At 40.2% G+C, this 18,062-nt stretch carries 16 protein-coding genes and 1 other annotated feature; of the genes, 6 read left to right on the top strand and 10 right to left on the bottom strand.

Annotated features, from left to right (window positions below):
* Positions 1–2: 2 nt before the first annotated feature.
* Positions 3–1,319: a histidinol dehydrogenase gene (gene hisD, locus LDO51_RS12650; protein WP_225574837.1), complete on the bottom strand. Its 1,317-nt coding sequence runs from the start codon at positions 1,317–1,319 to the stop codon at positions 3–5.
* 6 nt (positions 1,320–1,325) lie between these two features.
* Positions 1,326–2,225 carry an ATP phosphoribosyltransferase gene (gene hisG, locus LDO51_RS12655; RefSeq protein WP_225574838.1) on the bottom strand — a complete coding sequence of 300 codons (900 nt, stop codon included), beginning with the start codon at positions 2,223–2,225 and terminating at the stop codon, positions 1,326–1,328.
* A 40-nt stretch (positions 2,226–2,265) separates the two neighbouring features.
* Positions 2,266–2,393 (bottom strand) — a sequence feature (His leader region).
* Positions 2,394–2,645: 252 nt separating this feature from the next.
* Here hisG and LDO51_RS12660 point away from each other — a divergent pair.
* Positions 2,646–3,470 carry an SDR family oxidoreductase gene (locus tag LDO51_RS12660; protein WP_225574839.1) on the top strand — a complete coding sequence of 275 codons (825 nt, stop codon included), beginning with the start codon at positions 2,646–2,648 and terminating at the stop codon, positions 3,468–3,470.
* Positions 3,471–3,509: 39 nt separating this feature from the next.
* Here the strand turns inward: LDO51_RS12660 and LDO51_RS12665 are convergent, their stop codons facing one another.
* A complete protein-coding gene (locus LDO51_RS12665) occupies positions 3,510–4,133 on the bottom strand; it encodes a glutathione S-transferase family protein (protein WP_225574840.1) in 624 nt (207 codons plus the stop codon).
* Between the two features lie 283 nt (positions 4,134–4,416).
* On the opposite strand from LDO51_RS12665, the gene LDO51_RS12670 reads away from it, so the two are divergent.
* Together LDO51_RS12670 and LDO51_RS12675 are read left to right on the top strand one after the other, a co-directional pair.
* Complete coding sequence (locus LDO51_RS12670) at positions 4,417–5,622, top strand: serine hydrolase (protein WP_225574841.1); 1,206 nt, start codon at positions 4,417–4,419, stop codon at positions 5,620–5,622.
* A 258-nt stretch (positions 5,623–5,880) separates the two neighbouring features.
* Positions 5,881–7,455, top strand: coding sequence for a hypothetical protein (locus LDO51_RS12675; protein WP_225574842.1), 1,575 nt, complete (start codon positions 5,881–5,883; stop codon positions 7,453–7,455).
* A 106-nt stretch (positions 7,456–7,561) separates the two neighbouring features.
* On the opposite strand, the gene LDO51_RS12680 is transcribed toward LDO51_RS12675, so the two are convergent.
* The 4 genes from LDO51_RS12680 to LDO51_RS12695 all read right to left on the bottom strand — a co-directional run bounded on the left by LDO51_RS12680 (position 7,562) and on the right by LDO51_RS12695 (position 12,621).
* Complete coding sequence (locus LDO51_RS12680) at positions 7,562–8,929, bottom strand: L-serine ammonia-lyase (protein ID WP_225574843.1); 1,368 nt, start codon at positions 8,927–8,929, stop codon at positions 7,562–7,564.
* Between the two features lie 154 nt (positions 8,930–9,083).
* The gene (locus tag LDO51_RS12685) at positions 9,084–10,400 is read right to left on the bottom strand and encodes a serine/threonine transporter (protein ID WP_225574844.1); all 1,317 of its coding nucleotides are present in this window, start codon (positions 10,398–10,400) and stop codon (positions 9,084–9,086) included.
* A 931-nt stretch (positions 10,401–11,331) separates the two neighbouring features.
* The gene (gene ybjG, locus LDO51_RS12690) at positions 11,332–11,940 is read right to left on the bottom strand and encodes an undecaprenyl-diphosphate phosphatase (RefSeq protein ID WP_225574845.1); all 609 of its coding nucleotides are present in this window, start codon (positions 11,938–11,940) and stop codon (positions 11,332–11,334) included.
* 417 nt (positions 11,941–12,357) lie between these two features.
* On the bottom strand, positions 12,358–12,621 hold the full coding sequence (locus tag LDO51_RS12695) for a GrxA family glutaredoxin (protein WP_006812644.1): 264 nt from the start codon (positions 12,619–12,621) through the stop codon (positions 12,358–12,360).
* A gap of 192 nt (positions 12,622–12,813) precedes the next feature.
* On the opposite strand from LDO51_RS12695, the gene LDO51_RS12700 reads away from it, so the two are divergent.
* From LDO51_RS12700 to rlmC, 3 genes are all read left to right on the top strand, one after another.
* Positions 12,814–13,170 carry a YbjC family protein gene (locus LDO51_RS12700; protein WP_225574846.1) on the top strand — a complete coding sequence of 119 codons (357 nt, stop codon included), beginning with the start codon at positions 12,814–12,816 and terminating at the stop codon, positions 13,168–13,170.
* Between the two features lie 159 nt (positions 13,171–13,329).
* Positions 13,330–13,848 carry a YbjN domain-containing protein gene (locus tag LDO51_RS12705; protein WP_225574847.1) on the top strand — a complete coding sequence of 173 codons (519 nt, stop codon included), beginning with the start codon at positions 13,330–13,332 and terminating at the stop codon, positions 13,846–13,848.
* A 7-nt stretch (positions 13,849–13,855) separates the two neighbouring features.
* Positions 13,856–14,983 carry a 23S rRNA (uracil(747)-C(5))-methyltransferase RlmC gene (rlmC, locus tag LDO51_RS12710; RefSeq protein WP_225574848.1) on the top strand — a complete coding sequence of 376 codons (1,128 nt, stop codon included), beginning with the start codon at positions 13,856–13,858 and terminating at the stop codon, positions 14,981–14,983.
* Positions 14,984–15,055: 72 nt separating this feature from the next.
* On the opposite strand, the gene LDO51_RS12715 is transcribed toward rlmC, so the two are convergent.
* The 3 genes from LDO51_RS12715 to artQ form a co-directional block, all read right to left on the bottom strand.
* Positions 15,056–16,459 (bottom strand): hypothetical protein, encoded by a 1,404-nt coding sequence (locus tag LDO51_RS12715; RefSeq protein WP_225574849.1) that lies wholly within the window; start codon positions 16,457–16,459, stop codon positions 15,056–15,058.
* Between the two features lie 195 nt (positions 16,460–16,654).
* Positions 16,655–17,323 (bottom strand): arginine ABC transporter permease ArtM, encoded by a 669-nt coding sequence (gene artM / locus LDO51_RS12720; protein ID WP_225574850.1) that lies wholly within the window; start codon positions 17,321–17,323, stop codon positions 16,655–16,657.
* A complete protein-coding gene (gene artQ / locus LDO51_RS12725; protein ID WP_132494433.1) occupies positions 17,320–18,060 on the bottom strand; it encodes an arginine ABC transporter permease ArtQ in 741 nt (246 codons plus the stop codon). Before artQ ends, artM begins: the two co-directional genes overlap by 4 nt.
* Between the last annotated feature and the right edge of the window lie 2 nt (positions 18,061–18,062).

Here is an 18,062-nt window from a genome sequence, read left to right on the forward strand (position 1 = left end):
GTTCACTCCTGATTTTGTTTTTTTAGTTCGGTGACTCGTAAGGTAACGGCGTTTTTGTGAGCAGTCAGCTGCTCCGCTTGTGCCAAAGTTTCTATGGTGTTGGCTAATCCTAGGAGTCCTTGAGCTGACAGTTTTTGTACTGTCATTCGCTTCATAAAATCGGCTAAGCCAAGGCTTGAGTAGGTTGACGTGTAACCATAAGTTGGTAATACGTGGTTGGTACCGGAAGCGTAATCCCCTGCGGATTCCGGCGACCAATCTCCCACAAAAACCGATCCTGCACTGGTGATAGACTCGACTAAATCATCCGCATTGCGAGTTTGCAAAATCAAGTGTTCAGGTCCGTAACGGTTACTGATTTCAACACATTGGTTGATAGAGTCTGCGATGATTACACGACTTGCGTTGAGAGCTTCGCGCGCAATAGATGCGCGAGATAATACTGCAAGTTGCTTTTCGGTCTCTTCAATAACGCGCTGGGCAAAATCCGCGTCGTCGGTGAGTAAAATGACCTGAGAATCCGGTCCGTGTTCTGCTTGGGAGAGCAAATCCGATGCCGTAAATGCAGGGTTGGCTTGGCTATCTGCAATCACTAATACTTCGGATGGTCCTGCTGGCATATCAATGGCTGCGCCTTGGTAGCTTTGGCTAACTTGGCGTTTGGCTTCCGTGACATAGGCATTGCCCGGTCCAAAAATTTTATCAACGCTCGGAATGCTTTGGGTACCAAATGCCATCGCAGCAATGGCTTGGGCGCCACCGACTTGGAAAATGTCAGTAATACCGCACAGTTTAGCTGCATATAAAATTTCGTCTGCAATCGGGGGCGGCGAGCAGAGAATAATGTTGCGGCATCCGGCAATATTTGCAGGCGTTCCCAGCATCATGACAGTAGAGAGCAACGGTGCGGAGCCACCCGGAATATACAGCCCGACAGAATCAATCGGGCGAGTCACTTGTTGGCACACCACACCTGCTTGAGTTTCAACGGTGATCGGTGCAGGTTTTTGGGCTTCATGGAAGCGGCGAATATTGCCAATCGCCGTATTCATTGCCGTTTTAATGTCATCGCCAAGGCGAGCTTGGGCTTCATCAACGGCTTCTTGTGAAACACGAACAGAGGTAATGTCTGTTTTATCAAAACGTTGGCTCAGGGCGATGAGGGCAGCGTCTCCCTCTGTACGCACTTGGTCAATAATTTGACTGACTGCCGCGCTAATGTTGCCGGAGGCGGCAATAGCAGGGCGCATCAGTAAAGCTTCTTGCTGCTCTTCACGGCAGTCTGACCAGCGAATTGGTTGATTGAATCCCAGTTCCATGGCGAATTACTCCATCATTTTTTCAATTGGTAAAACAAGAATTGAACTTGCACCCAAGGATTTCAGCTTTTCCATGGTTTCCCAAAATAGGGTTTCTGAGCTGACCATGTGCATTGCAACACGGCTTTTGTCCCCTGCTAATGGCAAAATAGTTGGACGTTCGGCTCCCGGAAGCAGTGCGATGATCTCTTCGAGTTTTTCACCCGGAGCATGCAACATAATGTATTTTGATTCGCGCGCTTGGATAACCCCTTGAATACGCGTCATCATGCGGTCAATTAACTGTTGCTTATCGGTTGACATCTCACCGTCACGCTGGATTAAGCACGCTTTTGAGCGGTAGATGACTTCCACTTCTTTTAAGCCGTTTGCTTCAAGAGTAGCGCCTGTAGAAACGAGGTCACAAATGGCGTCAGCTAAGCCAGCGCGTGGCGCGACTTCTACTGAACCGTTCAGTAAGCAAGATTTAAATGTCACGCCTTTTTCATCAAAATAGCGTTTCAGTAGGTACGGGTAAGAAGTGGCGACACGGGAACCATTTAAACATTCTGCGCCCGTATAGTTGAAGTCTAATGGCGCAGCTAAAGAGAGGCGGCAACCACCAAAATCAAGACGACGTAATGTTGTAAATTGTGGGTTTTCACCGCGAGCTTGGCGGCTTAATACTTCTTCTTCCAGTACGTTTTCGCCAATAATACCGAGGTCAACAACACCATCCATTACTAGCCCCGGGATATCGTCATCACGTACACGAAGTAAATCAATAGGCATATTTTCTGCATAAGCAATCAGTCGTTGCTGTTGTAAATTGATTTTAATGCCGCAGCGAGCAAGTAGCTCTCTTGACTCTTCGCTTAGACGTCCTGATTTCTGTATTGCGATACGTAAACGTGATTTGTCCAACATAATTTTACTCCACATCCCAAAAATATCTTTTTGATTAATAATAAAAAAACCCTCGGAAGATTATCTTCCGAGGGTTTTCTCAATTCGCATTTCTGCCACCGGAAGAGTCGTTGATCGTCTTCCAGCACACATCGCCCGAAAGACTAATCAGGATGATGGTGATGATGATGGTTGCGTGAAATACGAGTCATAATAGCTTCCGTTTAGTTATTTGGATAATTGCTTAAACATTCAATACTAATCAAGCTATCCGATTTCATACTATGAATGCAACTCTTTTTTTCAAAATAACTCATAATAATTAGTTCCCGGTTTTTTATAGTGATTAATCCCTTGGAAAATAGCTTCGGAAGTTGAATGATTTTCAGCTAATCTATGAGGCAATGATGCAATCACTTTCTCAGTATGCGGGATAGCAATATGAAAAAAATCGCCATTATTGGTTTAGGTTGGTTAGGTGCTCCTTTGGCAAATTGCTTGATGGCGCATGGCATGGATGTTGCGGGAACAAAAACAAGTTTGGACGGTGTTGAAGCGGCTAAACGAGTTGGTATTGACTGTTATCAATTGAAATTGACGCCAGAATTACAATGCGATACCGATGATTTGAGTGAATTAATGGGGGGCGTGGATGTGATGGTAATTTTATTACCACCATCGAAAGTCAGTCTTTCTGAGTATGTAGTCGCTATTGAGCAGTTAGTTGATAGCGCAATTAGTTATAAAATTCCTCGTGTTATTTTTACATCATCGACTTCTGTCTATGGTGATGTGGATGGCGTTATTGATGAAGATGCACTATTACTTGGGGAAACAGCCTCGGCAAAAGCATTAATTGCGGTTGAACAATGGCTTCATGACTTACCCAATATTCGGGTGGACGTGCTGCGATTAGCGGGACTGGTGGGGGAAAAGCGCCATGCAGGGCGGTTCTTAGCAGGGAAACAGCAAGTCAAAGGGGCTAATCAGCCAGTTAATATGGTGCATCAAGATGATGTGATCGCCGCAATTTTGTTGTTGATCCAACAATCCAATGGTGGGCATACCTATAATTTATGTGCACCTGAGCACCCGACGCGTCGGCAGTTTTATACCCAATCTGCAACGACTTTAGGCTTAACTCCCCCTGAATTTGCGGTTGAAGAGAATGACGCGGTAGGAAAAACAATCGATGGAAATCGAATTTGCCAAGAGCTAGGTTATGAATACGAATTTACCCATCCATTGCGTATGCCGATGAGTTGAGGTGAAACAGTGGCGCCAAATTCGGCGCCACTAGAAGATTTATTTGATAGGTAACATGACGATTTCTTGGAACGCAGGGCGTTTGGTCAGTGCTTGATACCAGTGCTCTAAATGAGGAAATTCAGGGCGTTCGGTCACAATTTCATGCCATGGGTAGAACAGTGGCGCAATGGCGATATCCGCAATACCAAATTTATCTCCGCTAAAATAGGCTTGAGTCGCTAGGGCATCATCCGCAATTTTCAGCAGTTTTTCGATATTTTGATAAATGACTTTGGCTTGAGCCGGGTCTCTATCCGCCTCAGGAACGCGAACGATTTTGTTCATCATCTGCTTGATATGGTCAAATAAATTAGCACTGCTCCAATCCATCCATTTATCGGCAGCGGCTTTTTCTTGAAGATCAGTCGCTAACAATAGGTGAGAATGATCATACTTTTCCGTAAGGTAACGTAAAATCGCATTGGATTCCCACAGGGTAAAGCTTTCATCCTGTAAAGTTGGAATTGTGCTGTTTGGATTCATTTTCTTATATTCGGGTGTATCAATACCACCGAATGGGCCACCAACATCTTTTTGATTATAAGGAATATTCAGCTCTTTCAAGCACCACAGTACTTTTTTGACGTTTGAAGAGTTAGTACGTCCCCAGACAGTTAACATTGGAATCTCCCATGACTATGTTTTAACGTAAAGACGGTATTTTTGACCTAAATAAGATAGATGAAATTAATGAATTGAGAAACTTTATTATTTATTAATTGCGGGTGGTCATCATTACTTATTTTGTTTAGGGTATGGGGGTATTTTAATAAGCGTAATATTTTGCAGTATCTCGATGAATTTGACTGCATTTTTGGTTTCTAGTGAATATTTTATTAAAATGGTTTGATTGTGATGAACGCTTTAAATGGTAATAGCAATACTAATAGTAAAGGAGTAACCAATGAATAAAACAACATTGTCCTCAGCAATTCGAGGAACAGGTATCGGGTTCAGTCTATTCGTTGTGATGGGCACAAGTAGTTATGCGGCTCAGACACCAGTTGCTCCACAAGTTGACGCAAAAGCGTTTGTATTAATGGATTATAACAGCGGTAAAATTTTGGCTTCGGGTAACCCCGATGAACGTTTGGATCCTGCAAGCCTAACCAAGATTATGACCAGTTATGTGGTCGGGCAAGCGGTTAAAGCGGGAAAAATTACGCCGCAAGATATGGTGACAGTGAGTGAAGCTGCATGGGCGACAGGAAACCCAATTTTAAAAGGTTCCTCCTTGATGTTCTTGAAACCGAAAGACCGCGTTTCGGTGTTGGATTTAAATAAAGGTGTGGTGATTCAATCTGGGAATGACGCCAGTATTGCCTTGGCTGAACACGTTGCAGGAAGCCAAGAATCTTTTGTTGATTTGATGAATGGCTATGTTCAGAAGATTGGCTTGACTAATACTCACTTTAAAACTGTACACGGCCTCGATTCTGAGGGGCAGTACAGCACTGCCCGTGATATGGCGGTGTTAGCACAAGCGCTTATCCGTGATGTGCCTGATGAATATGTATTGCATAAAGAGAAAGAGTTTACGTTCAATAATATCCGTCAACCTAACCGTAATCGTTTATTGTGGAGCCAAAACCTTCAAGTGGATGGTGTAAAAACGGGGCACACCAGTGGGGCTGGTCATAACCTAGTCGCATCAGCAACCGATGGACCTATGCGTTTGATTTCCGTCGTTTTGGGAGCGCCGAGTGACCGCGTTCGTTTTTCTGAAAGTGAAAAATTACTCACTTGGGGCTTCCGTTTCTTCGAAACAGTGACACCGATTAAAGGGGATGCAGTTTTACAGAAACAACGTGTGTGGTTTGGTGACATTTCAGAAGTGCCTTTAGGCGTGGAAAAAGATGTGGCAGTCACTATTCCAAAAGGTCAGTTACAGAATCTGAAAGTGGATATTAAATTGGATAACGACACCCTTGAAGCACCTTTAGCATTGAACCAAAAGGTGGGTACGATTAACTTTATTCTTAATGGTGAGGTGATTGAGCAGCACCCACTGGTTGCCAAACAAGCTGTAGAGGAAGCTGGGTTTGTAGGGCGTATTTGGGATTACATAATGAAAACCATAACTGGCTGGTGGAATGCCATTTTTGGATGATTAAAACTTAATTATAAAATTAATATATGGAGGCCTCTTTATGAGGTCTCTTTTTTTTGCCATTAATAACATTAAATAAACTTCAATTGAAATATTTTCAATTCAATTTAATAATCATTTTAATTGTTTGAGAGCTAACTATTTTATTGTTATTTAAATATCAATAATTGAAATTGTCTCATGCAGTTTCATAATGTATTTGTTAATTTAATTAATTGAATTGGAGAATTATCAATGGGCATTTCCATGGACGAAAGAATGCAACAATTATCTCTGCAAAAAAATACCCAAGGAATTGGGGAAAACAGTGTTAATGGTGGGCGTGCAAATAACCGTGGTGAAAATAGTGGCGTGATGAAGTCTGGCGATGCGACGGATTCTGGCAAAGGTGGCGGCTCTGTAACTGGTGGTAATACGTTAAACCTGCATACCAATAATCATATTATGAATGGCGGTGCTGCGCGTAACGATGGCGATAATAATGGTGAAATTGAAGGGGGGCATAGCACCAACTTGGGTTTAAATAATAATGAGCTCAATGGTGGTTCCGCGACGAATGAATTGGGTTCAGTGAACCATAAAAATTCCTTTATTAAAGGGGGTAACGCAGTTCGTGAATTACAAAGTGGTATTGAAAAATATCAAGGAATGCAAAAACAATTGATGGAGGCAAATAAGGAGATTATTCGCAAAAATAATGAATTATTAAAGTTACAAAAGGAAATTGAATCTCAAAAAATAGAATTACAAAAACAGCAGCAAGTTTTAGCGGAACAAGCACTTGAATCTAAAGATGCTCAAGAAAAACTGCATGAAGCTCAACAACGTCTTGTACAGAATGAAAAAGAAAAACAGTCATTAAACGATGAGCTGGTGAAGGCGAAAGGGGATGTGAGCCAACTTCGCTCCGATATGAAAGCTCAACGCGGTGAAATAGACAAACTCAAAGCTCAGGTTGATGCTGGCAAGCAAGAAGTCCAAGAGCTGGAAGTTAAATTAGAGCAGACGAGCGGCGATAAAGAAAAGCTCGAAGAGCGCTTAAAAATCCAGCAAGATCGTAATAAAAAACAAGAGGTAAAAATTACTGAAATTCAATGCAAGATTGATGGCAAGCAAAAAGAAATTACCGCTTTGAATGACAAGCTTGCAGATGAAGGAAAAAATCAAGCGGGTTTAAATGCAAAAATTCAGCGTTTAGAAAATGATATCGACAACTTAAAGGGCATTTTAAATAAGAAAGTTGAAAAAGAGTCTAAGTGCAGCACTAAAGTCTCTCAACTGCAAGATAAAATTGACGTTTTAGAAATGGAGAAAAAAGAGCTAGGTTCTCTTTTACAGAGCGAGCTTGAGTCTTATACCAAGCTGGCTGAAGAATATCGTCTCTATCAGCTGTCTGTTAAAACCGACATGGCAACATTTAAACAGCTGAAACCGATGCTCACGAAAATAGGCGATTTAGCTAATCAAGGGGAAGAGATTTTAAAAGACCCATCTAAAGCGTCTAAAGTGACATTTGAAGCAACCGTAAGCTCAAGTAAAACCGAACGCTCAGTAGGAAGTACATTAGGCGGTTCTGCACAAAATTTAGGGACTAATTTAGGTACAATTAATGGTGGAAATAGTACGAGTAGCACTCATATCAATGGCGTGGCTGTTGACGGCAGTGCAGCTGAAATTGCTGTAGATAAACTAATTGAAAAGATGAGTAGTTTGGTGGAGACCACCGAAGCCGTTATTAAAGATACGGGAGAGTCAGTAAAAGGGGGGGCTGGAACGGCAGGTGTGTTTGTTCTAACCCAGACGGCTCAACACTTTAACAGCATTGGTTTCTAAGATTTTGTATTGATTGATTCTTTATTTTTTGAGCATAATAAAAGGCCAGCGTAATAAGCTGGCCTTTCTTGATAATACTCACCAACGTTGCAATATAAGCAATAAATTATTCGCAATGACCTAATTTAATTGCCAATCCACCTTGGGAGGTTTCACGATATTTTGCGTTGATATCTTTACCTGTTTCGTACATGGTTTCGATAACTTTATCCAGGCATACACTTGGCGCACTCACGCGGCGCAATGCCATACGAGCGGCGTTTACTGCCTTAACAGACGCAATTGCGTTACGTTCGATACAAGGTACTTGGACTTGTCCTCCAACAGGGTCACAGGTTAAGCCTAAGTTATGCTCCATGGCGATTTCCGCCGCAACGCACACTTGCTCTGGGCTACCGCCCATTAATTCTGCCAAACCAGCAGCAGCCATTGAACAGGCTACACCGACTTCACCTTGGCAACCGACTTCTGCGCCTGAGATAGACGCATTCATTTTGTACAGTGTACCAACCACGCCTGAGACTAAGAAATAGCGGGTATAAGAGTTTTCGTTGACTGGGCGAATAAACTTATCGTAGTAAGCCAATACCGCAGGAATAATTCCACAAGCACCGTTAGTTGGTGCCGTGACAACTCGACCCCCAGCGGCGTTCTCTTCATTAACGGCAAGGGCGTACATGTTGATCCAGTCAATCACTGCCATTGGGTCAATATTGTTATTGTCAGAAGTGACTAATTGGCGACGTAGTGCCGCTGCACGGCGAGGAACACGCAGTGGACCTGGTAATAAACCTTCGGTGCTCACACCACGTTCAATACCCGCTTTCATGACATCCCACACGGCAGCAAGGTATTCAGAAATTTCTTCTTTGCTGTGCAGAGCTAATTCGTTTTGCATCACTAATGCAGATAAAGATAATCCCGTTTCTTTACAGTGTTTTTGTAAATCAGCCGCATATTTGTAGGGATAAGGGACTTGAACCGCATTTTCAGTTTCTTGACCGAAATGTTCTTCATCGACGATAAAGCCACCGCCAATGGAGTAATAATTCTTGGTATACAGAATGTTATCGCCACCAAATGCAGTGATAGTCATTCCATTTTCGTGTAATGGTAGGTTGGTTGAATGGAAATTCATCCCCCCTTCAGTTGGGAAATCGACTTCATGTTGACCATTTGCCAGTAACAGTTTGCCAGTTTGCTCAACATTGCGCATAAATGCTGGGATAGCATCAATATCAATTGAATCAGGCAGATTCCCCGCCAAACCCATAATAATCGCCATATCTGTGGCGTGTCCTTTACCCGTTAGGGATAAAGAACCATAAACATCGACGGAAATACGAGTGGTTTTAGTGAGAAGATTTTGCTGGATGAGGTCATCGACAAACTGCTTACCGGCTTTCATTGGGCCGACAGTGTGTGAGCTGGATGGTCCGATACCGATTTTAAAAATGTCGAATACGCTAATCATATTCTGTCTTCCTATATTGAAGGATCCCCATCAAACTGCCAATTACAGGGTATTTGTTGTCAGTAAGATGATTATAGAACATCCCTCAATTAACCAGATTGATATAGGTTAATTGAGGGCTTAGATTTACTTAATTATTTGCTAATTTTTTTAATTAGAAGAATAACTTGTAAGTTGCAGCGGAGATAGCGACCAGACCCATGATGACGACGAAGATATTGCTGAGTTTACCGGAGTATTTACGCATCGCAGGAACTTTGCTGATTGCATACATTGGCATTAAGAACAGCAGAATTGCGATAACTGGGCCACCCAGGCTTTCAATGATATCCAGTACACCAGGGTTCAATGTTGCGACAATCCAAGTCGTCACTAACATGAACAGTGCAGTACCACGATTTAATTTTTTGATATCAACCGTTTTACCTTTTGCACGATATGCACGTTCAACTAAACCATTGAAACCTTCACGAGCACCTAAGTAGTGACCTAAGAATGATTTGATGATAGCGATAAAGGCGATGATAGCAGCAGCATACTTGATGAATGGCTGATCAAAGTAACCAGAAAGGTAGTCCAGGATACTGATATTTTGCGCTTTAGCAGCAGCAAGGTCTGCTGAAGACAGTGTGAATACACAGCTGATGACGAAGAACATTACAGTCAGAACCATCAGGATGTGTGCAGAAGCGAGAATGCGTGAGCATTTTTTCTCAGCAGCTTCATCATATTCTTCACGTTTTGCAACAGAGAATGCAGAGATGATTGGTGAGTGGTTAAAGGCGAAAACCATGACTGGGATTGTTAACCAGATAGTGACCCAAATGCTTTGTCCACCCGATGCTTTAGCTGCTTCAGTTACGCTGTCTAAAGATAATGTGCTCAGAACATCGGTACTCCAATGTGGAACCATGTACAGAGAGAAAGCGACCAGTACGGCGATGAATGGGAACACCAGCATACTCATGACTTTAACAATGTATTTTTCACCGAATGCAACGATAGCCATAACTCCACCGACTAAAATCAGTGCCAGTAACCAACGAGGTGGTGCACCAACGCCTAATAGTTCAGTCAGGAATTTGTTGACGTTGTTAGTAATAGAAACGCCATAAACTAATAGAATAGGATAAATTGCGAAGAAATAGAGCAGAGTGATCCAGTTACCTGCTGTACGACCAAAGTGTTCTTCTACAACTTCAGTGATATCGCCATCTTTCTTTGAACCTGAAAGGACAAAGCGAGTTAAACCACGGTGAGCGAAGAAGGTCATTGGGAACGCGAGAACTAACATTAATAATACTGGTAAAAGCCCACTCATACCTGCATTGATAGGTAAGAATAAAACACCAGCGCCGATGGCAGTACCATAAAGACCGAGCATCCATACGGTATCTGTTTTACGCCAAGCGGTAGCATTCCCTGTTTGCGAGGCTGTTTTGTTGATGGAACCAACTTTTGTTGTATCCATAATAGTCTCCAAAAATAAAAGTCAAAAATAGAAATTGGGGGACGATTTACTCGTCTAAACGTTTTAGTGCCTATTTAACTAGGCTCTTAATCTTTTTGTACGATTAATCGATCGCTTACTAAATAGTCATTCAATAAAAAATCGGTTAATACACTGTCTAGCCATTAATAATGGTTTTGTTCGTAACAATCTGATTGGAAATAAAACTAAGATGAATATGAAATTCATTTTCAATCAGTTTTGCAATTTTATCAGTAGTTTTTAAAAGTGGATTTTGAGTGTGTGAATCTACATTTTAGCAGAACAAAATGCCGTGATCATTATCTCAAAAGAGAAATATCTCCCGTGTTTACCTGCTTGTAGTAAACTTTATAAAATTGTTAATAAAATTTGGCTTAATTCTGGTTCTTATAGGTTTTCGACAATATTCATAAAATGATTATTCGACAAATTTATTAATATAAAAATACAAAATATTAAAACTGTTATCATGTTAATAAAAAATTTAACGTCAATCGCATGATCAATGACGTGAAAATCCAGATGGAAAAATCACTTTTTTATTTTGAAAAAACAATCCTAAACCTATCATTAACATATTGATCTGTTGGGTGTTTTTATCTTTACATTAATTGATTAATACCGTGATTAATTTTTTTGGTTAATTAATGTTCTTGAGGAATATGTTAATTGTTTTAGGAGATTTAAGATTAAAAATAGAATACTTATTTTTCATCGAAAAAAATAATAAGAAATCATTACAAAATATTTGTTAATTGATTGTTTTGATATTTATTTGATAAATTCAAATAAAGTTATTATCACTAAAAATAAATGAAAACAAACTTTGATTTAGCTCAATATTTCATGATGGGAAAAATGAAGGGGAAAGTACTGACACGAATAATAGGTCAGTACTTTAAATCACCAATTAAGGTTGCATCCATCCTTTACGAATGAGCGAACCAAATACAAGGTGGTAAAGATGGGTGATTGGCTGCTGAATAATGCTGCCGCCCATTGCCCAAATAAGCTGAGATAAACCGCAAGAAATAGCACCTAAGATAAATGCACCGACCATGTCTAATGGCCAGTGAACACCAAGATAAATACGAGACCATGCAATAACGATGGCAGGAACCATAAAGACGAAGCCAACCCATGTTCTTAGCCAGAATAAGAAAGCAAAAACAAAGGTGAAGACAATAGTTCCATGGTTACTCGGGAAAGATGGTGTTGCGTCGTGATCTAAGAAATTAGAGCCAATTTCCATCACAAAAGGGCGTTCATGTGGCGCAAAATAACCAATCAACCAAGAAATCATTAAGCCAATGACAATGGCGTAAGCTGTTTTACAGGCAAAGGCACGTTGGCGAGCCATATTTGACTGTGCACCCCAAAACCAACATGCAACAGTGAATAGAGGGAAAATAAGGATCAAACGTTTAGCGATCACTGTAGCTAATGCAATCGTACCACTTGCGGACTCAGGCGTAGCGTTGATCAGATTAAAAAGATCCAGATTTAGTTGTTCCAGCACGATCAGAGTACCTCGGACATTAGTTCTCAAGAAGACAGGACATAGCAATGGAAGGGGTGAATCAAGACACGCTCTAGACCTTGCTACTCAAGCTGACAAATTTACTTTTTGTAAAACATTAACTCAATCAATATTTGCTCAATAAAAGTGATTTATCAGGGTAATGCAAAAGTTCCAGGCATAAAAAACCCGATAGCATGAAAGAATCAAATGGCTATCGGGCTCCTCAATATGGGGACATCAAAGAAAAGCAGTGGCACTAATTCAGACTACAGCAAAGGAGGAAAGTTCTCTCGGTGATCAGAAAAAGTGCAATTTTTGATGAAAATATTTTTGCATAGCACAAAAAGAAAAAATAAAGCCCCAAATGAGAGGTTCATCTGGGGCCTTATAAAAGAAAATGTCTTGTAATGTATATTATTTATACAGGTTCAGATTTTCTTTAGCGTATGCTTCAAAATCCGTGCAACCACCGATATGTTTTTCATCAATAAAGATTTGAGGAACGGTTTCGACAGTTTTACCAACGGTTTTGGATAAGTCTTCTTTAGAGATACCTTCCGCTTGGATATCAACATAGCGATAATCGAAGTCGTCACGTTCATTCTTCAGTTTTTCTGCAAGTTCTTTAGCACGAACACAGTATGGGCAACCAGGGCGACCAAAAATAACAGTGTACATAATATCTCCTTAAATTTAGAACTCAGATTCTAATGACTATTCAGATACGAAATAATAATGCTCAATACTATGCCAACATCAGCTTCTAAAGAAAAGTTGAATTTTCCTTTCATAGCTATAGGCAGTATATATAATTTGCTAATAGTGGTGACGATACCGTCAGTGTAAGGCAATAAAACGAAGGAAAACATCATGGAACAACAGCAAAAAACCACAAAAGAGACTAAAGGGACGATGCGCTCATTAGCGGATATGCCAAAACCAGTTCTTTTTCTTGAGGGTATCGGAATATTATTATTAATTACCGTATTACTTGCCACTAATGACTATATTACTCTGCCGGAATGGTTAGCTAGCTCTAGCGCGATTGTTTCTATGGTGCTAGTCGGGATGGGGTGCTTAATTCCAGCAATGATAAATATTATCTGGCGAGCAGTGCATGGTCTTACGTTTTTGGGAATTGACAATAAATCGGGTGGCGCGAGTCGTGAACGCCGTAACCAGCCAAAAGAGATGACGCGAGATGATGATAAACCAGACGAAAAGTAGAGCAGGGCATGGTTTTACTGGTGTTTAGACTAGCTATGTGTGAAAATTATCCGCTTTCTATTTGTTAGAATGAATGATTTGTTAGTATGAGTGCTTGGTTAGCATGAATATAGTTATTTTTGGTATATCGCTATTTTGAGTTGAAGAAGGTTATTGATCATGGATTCTATTTGTTACCCAGATATCTCACAACTGCGTGAGTGGCTCGACCAACTCAAAACATCTTATTTCGAGTGTGATTCTTGTGCTGCTTTGCATCTCCCTCATATGCAAAATATTGATGGGATCTTTGATGCTAAATTAGACATTATTAATAATGTGTTAGTACTCTCCGCATTGGCAGAGCTTAAACCTACCGCGATTATTACGTTGGTGGCAAATATTAGCCAAATTAACGCCAGCTCATTAACGGCAAAAGTTTTTCTCGAAATTAATAATGAAAATCTACCTAAATTGGTGGTTAGCCAATCATTTTCGTTAGAAGCTGGGATTACCTATCGCCAATTTAGCCATTTCTTACAGCAAGCCGAAGAGCAAATTTCCGGTATTGTGTTTGAAATTTTCAGTAATAATCTGTTGTATGCTAACCAAGATGAGTATGAAGAGTTAGCGTCGGATGATAATGATGACGACACTGAATCCGGTCTTGATGATAAACCTTCTGTGATTATTCACTAAATACCTTATGCATTGTGAAAAATATTTGTCAGGAGAATGCCGCTCCTGTCAGTGGCTAGAATTATCGCCAGAACAGCAAATTTCCCGTAAACAAGATAATCTGCAATCTTTATTGCCTTCTTTGGCGTCATCTTTATTTTTCACACCAGTGACGGGGCCATTTGAAGGATTTCGCAATAAAGCCAAAATGGTTATCAGTGGTAGCGTTGAAAAACCGATTTTGGGTATTGTTAACCGTGATGGTGATGCTGTCAGTTTAACGGGGTGCCCGTTATATCCCACTGAATTTTTGCCAATCTTCGCGCAGCTTATTCCTTTTATCGCAAGAGCTGGGTTAACCCCATATAATATTGAACGCAAGCGCGGTGAGCTAAAATATATTTTGCTGACTCAAAGCTGGCATACCAAACAATTTATGTTGCGCTTTGTCTTGCGCTCCGATAAAAAAATCGCGCAATTACAGAAAGCATTACCTTGGTTACAAGAAAAATTGCCGCAATTAGCCGTGATCACCGCTAATATTCAACCCGTACATATGGCCATTTTAGAAGGTGCACAGGAAATTATGTTCACTGAGCAACATGTGCTGCGGGATGAATTTAACCAAGTTCCTCTGTTTATTCGCCCGCAAAGTTTTTTCCAAACTAACCCTATCGTGGCATCTCAGTTATATCAAACTGCTCGAGAGTGGGTGAAAGAATTGAATATTACTAGTTTATGGGATCTGTTTTGTGGTGTGGGTGGCTTTGGTTTGCATTGCGCGGATAAAACGACCAAGCTAACGGGGATTGAAATTAGTGCGCCAGCTATTGAATGTGCGCGTCAGTCTGCCCAAGAGCTGGGTTTGCAGCACGTTGAATTCCAAGCATTAGATTCTACAAATTTTGCAACCAGCCGCCAAGATATTCCCGATTTAGTGCTAGTGAATCCACCTCGCCGCGGTATCGGTAAGAATTTATGCAATTATTTATCTGATATGCATCCTGAGTATATCCTTTATTCTAGCTGCAATGCCCAAACGATGGCGCAAGACTTTGAATTATTATCAGGATACGAAGTTTGCAAAGTTCAACTATTTGATATGTTTCCACATACAGCACACTATGAAGTGTTGAGCTTATTGAAGCGAAAATAGTGGCTAAAATAGATAGGTTTATGCCTATCTATTTTAATGTCCCATTTTAAAAGATAAGGCTCAGACGAAAAGTTAATTTCGATTATAAATATTTCCATATTCATTGATAGAGAAACTACCTGTTTCGTTCTTTATTAATGGAAGCTTTTCAGTAATGGTTAAAATCATTTTTTTAACGTCAACCTCATTTGAGTCGAGATTCCATTTTTTTAGCCCCTTATAAACGGTGGCTTTGGTTATATGACTCATTGAGTCATAGCTTTTCAGTTTTATTTTGAAATTACCGGGTAATGCTATATTTACTTTATCTTTTATAAGTGCATTTTTTATATTCGTTTGAAGCTCTTCATCAGAAAATTCAGGTAAGCTAAGTTTGTTTTGACTATTGGCTCTCTTATCAATCATGCGGACATTAAGTAGTACATGGCCAGCATAAGAGCGTTCAGTTTGACCATTGGTATTAAATTCATCAAATATTTGGGATAACTGGCTGAAAAAACTGTAATTATCTTCATCAAATAGAATGCCATTGTTTGGATCAAAAAATGTGTATATCACGTTTTTATCACGAATTTTGGCCGAAATAGCCATGCAGTGGTCGATTGTTTCTACAAGACCATAATAATAACCTTTACTTTTTATTGATTCATCGATATCCATTTCTATATCAGCTAGGGTTTTTAACTCACCATAATGATTAGTATTTTGTCTATTTTCCAGTGATTGTGTATTATCGTTGATTAATCCTGTACGAATTCGTCTATCAACAGAAATGAGATTGATTTTATCTACCTCAAATTTTAAAAAAGCAGTCAAAATTAAACGTGCGTCATTCGTTGTTAACGGTATTTTATGGGATAATTTTTCTCTTATTATCTCTATTTCTTTTTGGGATAAATGCAAACAACTGGAATTGTTTTTATCCAGTATTTTTTCTATAAAAAAAGCTAAGTGTGTAGGGAAGTCATAGTTAATGAGGAATGTATAAGGCATATTTAATCTTTCATTAATTTCACCTGATTTTAGTAGCTTATTTAAATATCTAACATTATCTTCCAGCGAGTAAATATCTCTAACAGAGAAATTGTTAATATCCAGTGAGAGTTTATTTAATTCAAGAGAATTTATGTAGTCTACTTGTTCATTGATAGCTTGATAAATTAAAGTGCTAAACTCTGCCATTTTAAATTTTTTAGTGGAATTTAAAATATATTTATCCAGCGTGTCTTGAGGATACTCCTGATTCGATATGATATTAAATGCGTCACTGAGTTTTTTGATATATTGGGGGCCAAGATTATGGTTTTCATAAATCATAAAATGATTGGAAAGACCAGAGCAAATGCCGGCTTGAATTGGGCTAATATTTGATACTTTGACAAGTTTATTCTCAAATAGGCCGGGGATATTAGTTGCTATATAATCAATAATCGGTGCTTGCTGAAAAGGAATGGAGAATTTAACTTGTGTAATCATATAGATAACCTTATTTAATCAGTATTGTTTTGCAGTGATTCATGCTACCAATACAAAAAGGCTCTATCTTTCAAAAATCAATATATACAGAAATAATTGGCTATGTATATTTTACATATAAAGAAAGCTTGGCGTTGAACCAAGCTTTTTTATGTGTAAAAGCAATGAGCTTATGGCAAAAATGCTAAGCTAAATTTAGCTACGATGTTCAAATGCCAGTGCTTTACGCTCAATCAGACGCATAATTAACGTCAGAATAGCATTTACCACAAGATAGATAATACCTGCCGCGACAAACGCCATGACATCCCATGTCTGTCCAAATACTTGGCTACTGTAGCCCATAATATCCAGCATCGTAATGGTACTGGCGAGAGAGGTACTTTTGAAAATCAGCACCACTTCGTTGGAATAGGATGAAAGTGAACGTTTAAACGCATAAGGGAGAATAATTCGCATGGTTTGCAGCTTATTCATACCCAACGCCTGGCAAGATTGCCACTGACCCGACGGAATGGCTTTTACCGCGCCATGGAATAATAACGTGGAATATGCTGCACTGTTTAATGCCAATGCTACCATCGCACAAATCCATGGAGTCGAAATAAATTCCCACAGCATTGGGTAATCTTGAAGTGACTTAAATTGGCTAGGGCCATTATAAATCAAGAAAAATTGCACCAATAACGGCGTACCCGTGAATAGGGTGATATACACCTTAACGACTTGTGAAACGACGGGGGTTTTGAGGGATAAGATCAGCGTAAATAAGATGGATAAGATAAAAGCCACCAATAATGCACTGAAGGTCAGTGACAAGCTGGTCGGTAATCCCGGTAATATTTGCAGAATTAAATCGATCATTTCGCGTCACTCCGTTCAAAACGAGTGGTGCGCAGTTCAATACGTTTTAGCACCAATTGGCTTAATAGGGTGATAGCGAGGTAAATCAGTCCCACAATAGCGTACCAAGTAAATGGTTCATGGGTACGGTTCACAATGGTTTTGGTCTGTAGCATTAAGTCATTGACGCTAATTAAGGACACTAACGCGGTATCTTTGAGTAACACTAACCACTGGTTACCTAAGCCTGGCAGGGCATGGCGCCACATTTGCGGCATGATATAGCGAAAGAAAATGGTACGTTTGCTTAATCCAAGCGCCAATCCCGCTTCCCATTGACCATAAGGCACGGCTTTCAATGCACCACGCAAGGTCTGTGAGGCGTAAGAAGCATATAACAGCGCAAGCGCAATCACACCACAGAAGAATGGCGTGTAGTCAAATTCGCCGCTGTCAGCAAAGAAAATACTCGGGTCAATTTGGAATGTGCCTTGCCAGAAACCTAAGTTAATGGCGATACCATCCCCTAACAGGTTAATGAGCTGGAGCGTTCCAAAATAGACAAACAGCACCACCAATAGTTCAGGTAAACCGCGGATCAGCGTGACCCAGCAGGTACCTAAAAAGGCGAGAGGTTTGAACCGAACAGATTCCCATGCGGTAAATAACATCGCGAGAACCAATCCAAGGACTAGCGCTAAAACGGCAAGGCCGACGGTAATACCGGCGGCACTTGCTAAAAAGAATAAATCATTCATTA

Origin of the sequence: Providencia alcalifaciens, from assembly GCF_020271745.1 — a bacterium.
In the GTDB taxonomy this organism is placed as follows: domain Bacteria; phylum Pseudomonadota; class Gammaproteobacteria; order Enterobacterales; family Enterobacteriaceae; genus Providencia; species Providencia alcalifaciens_B.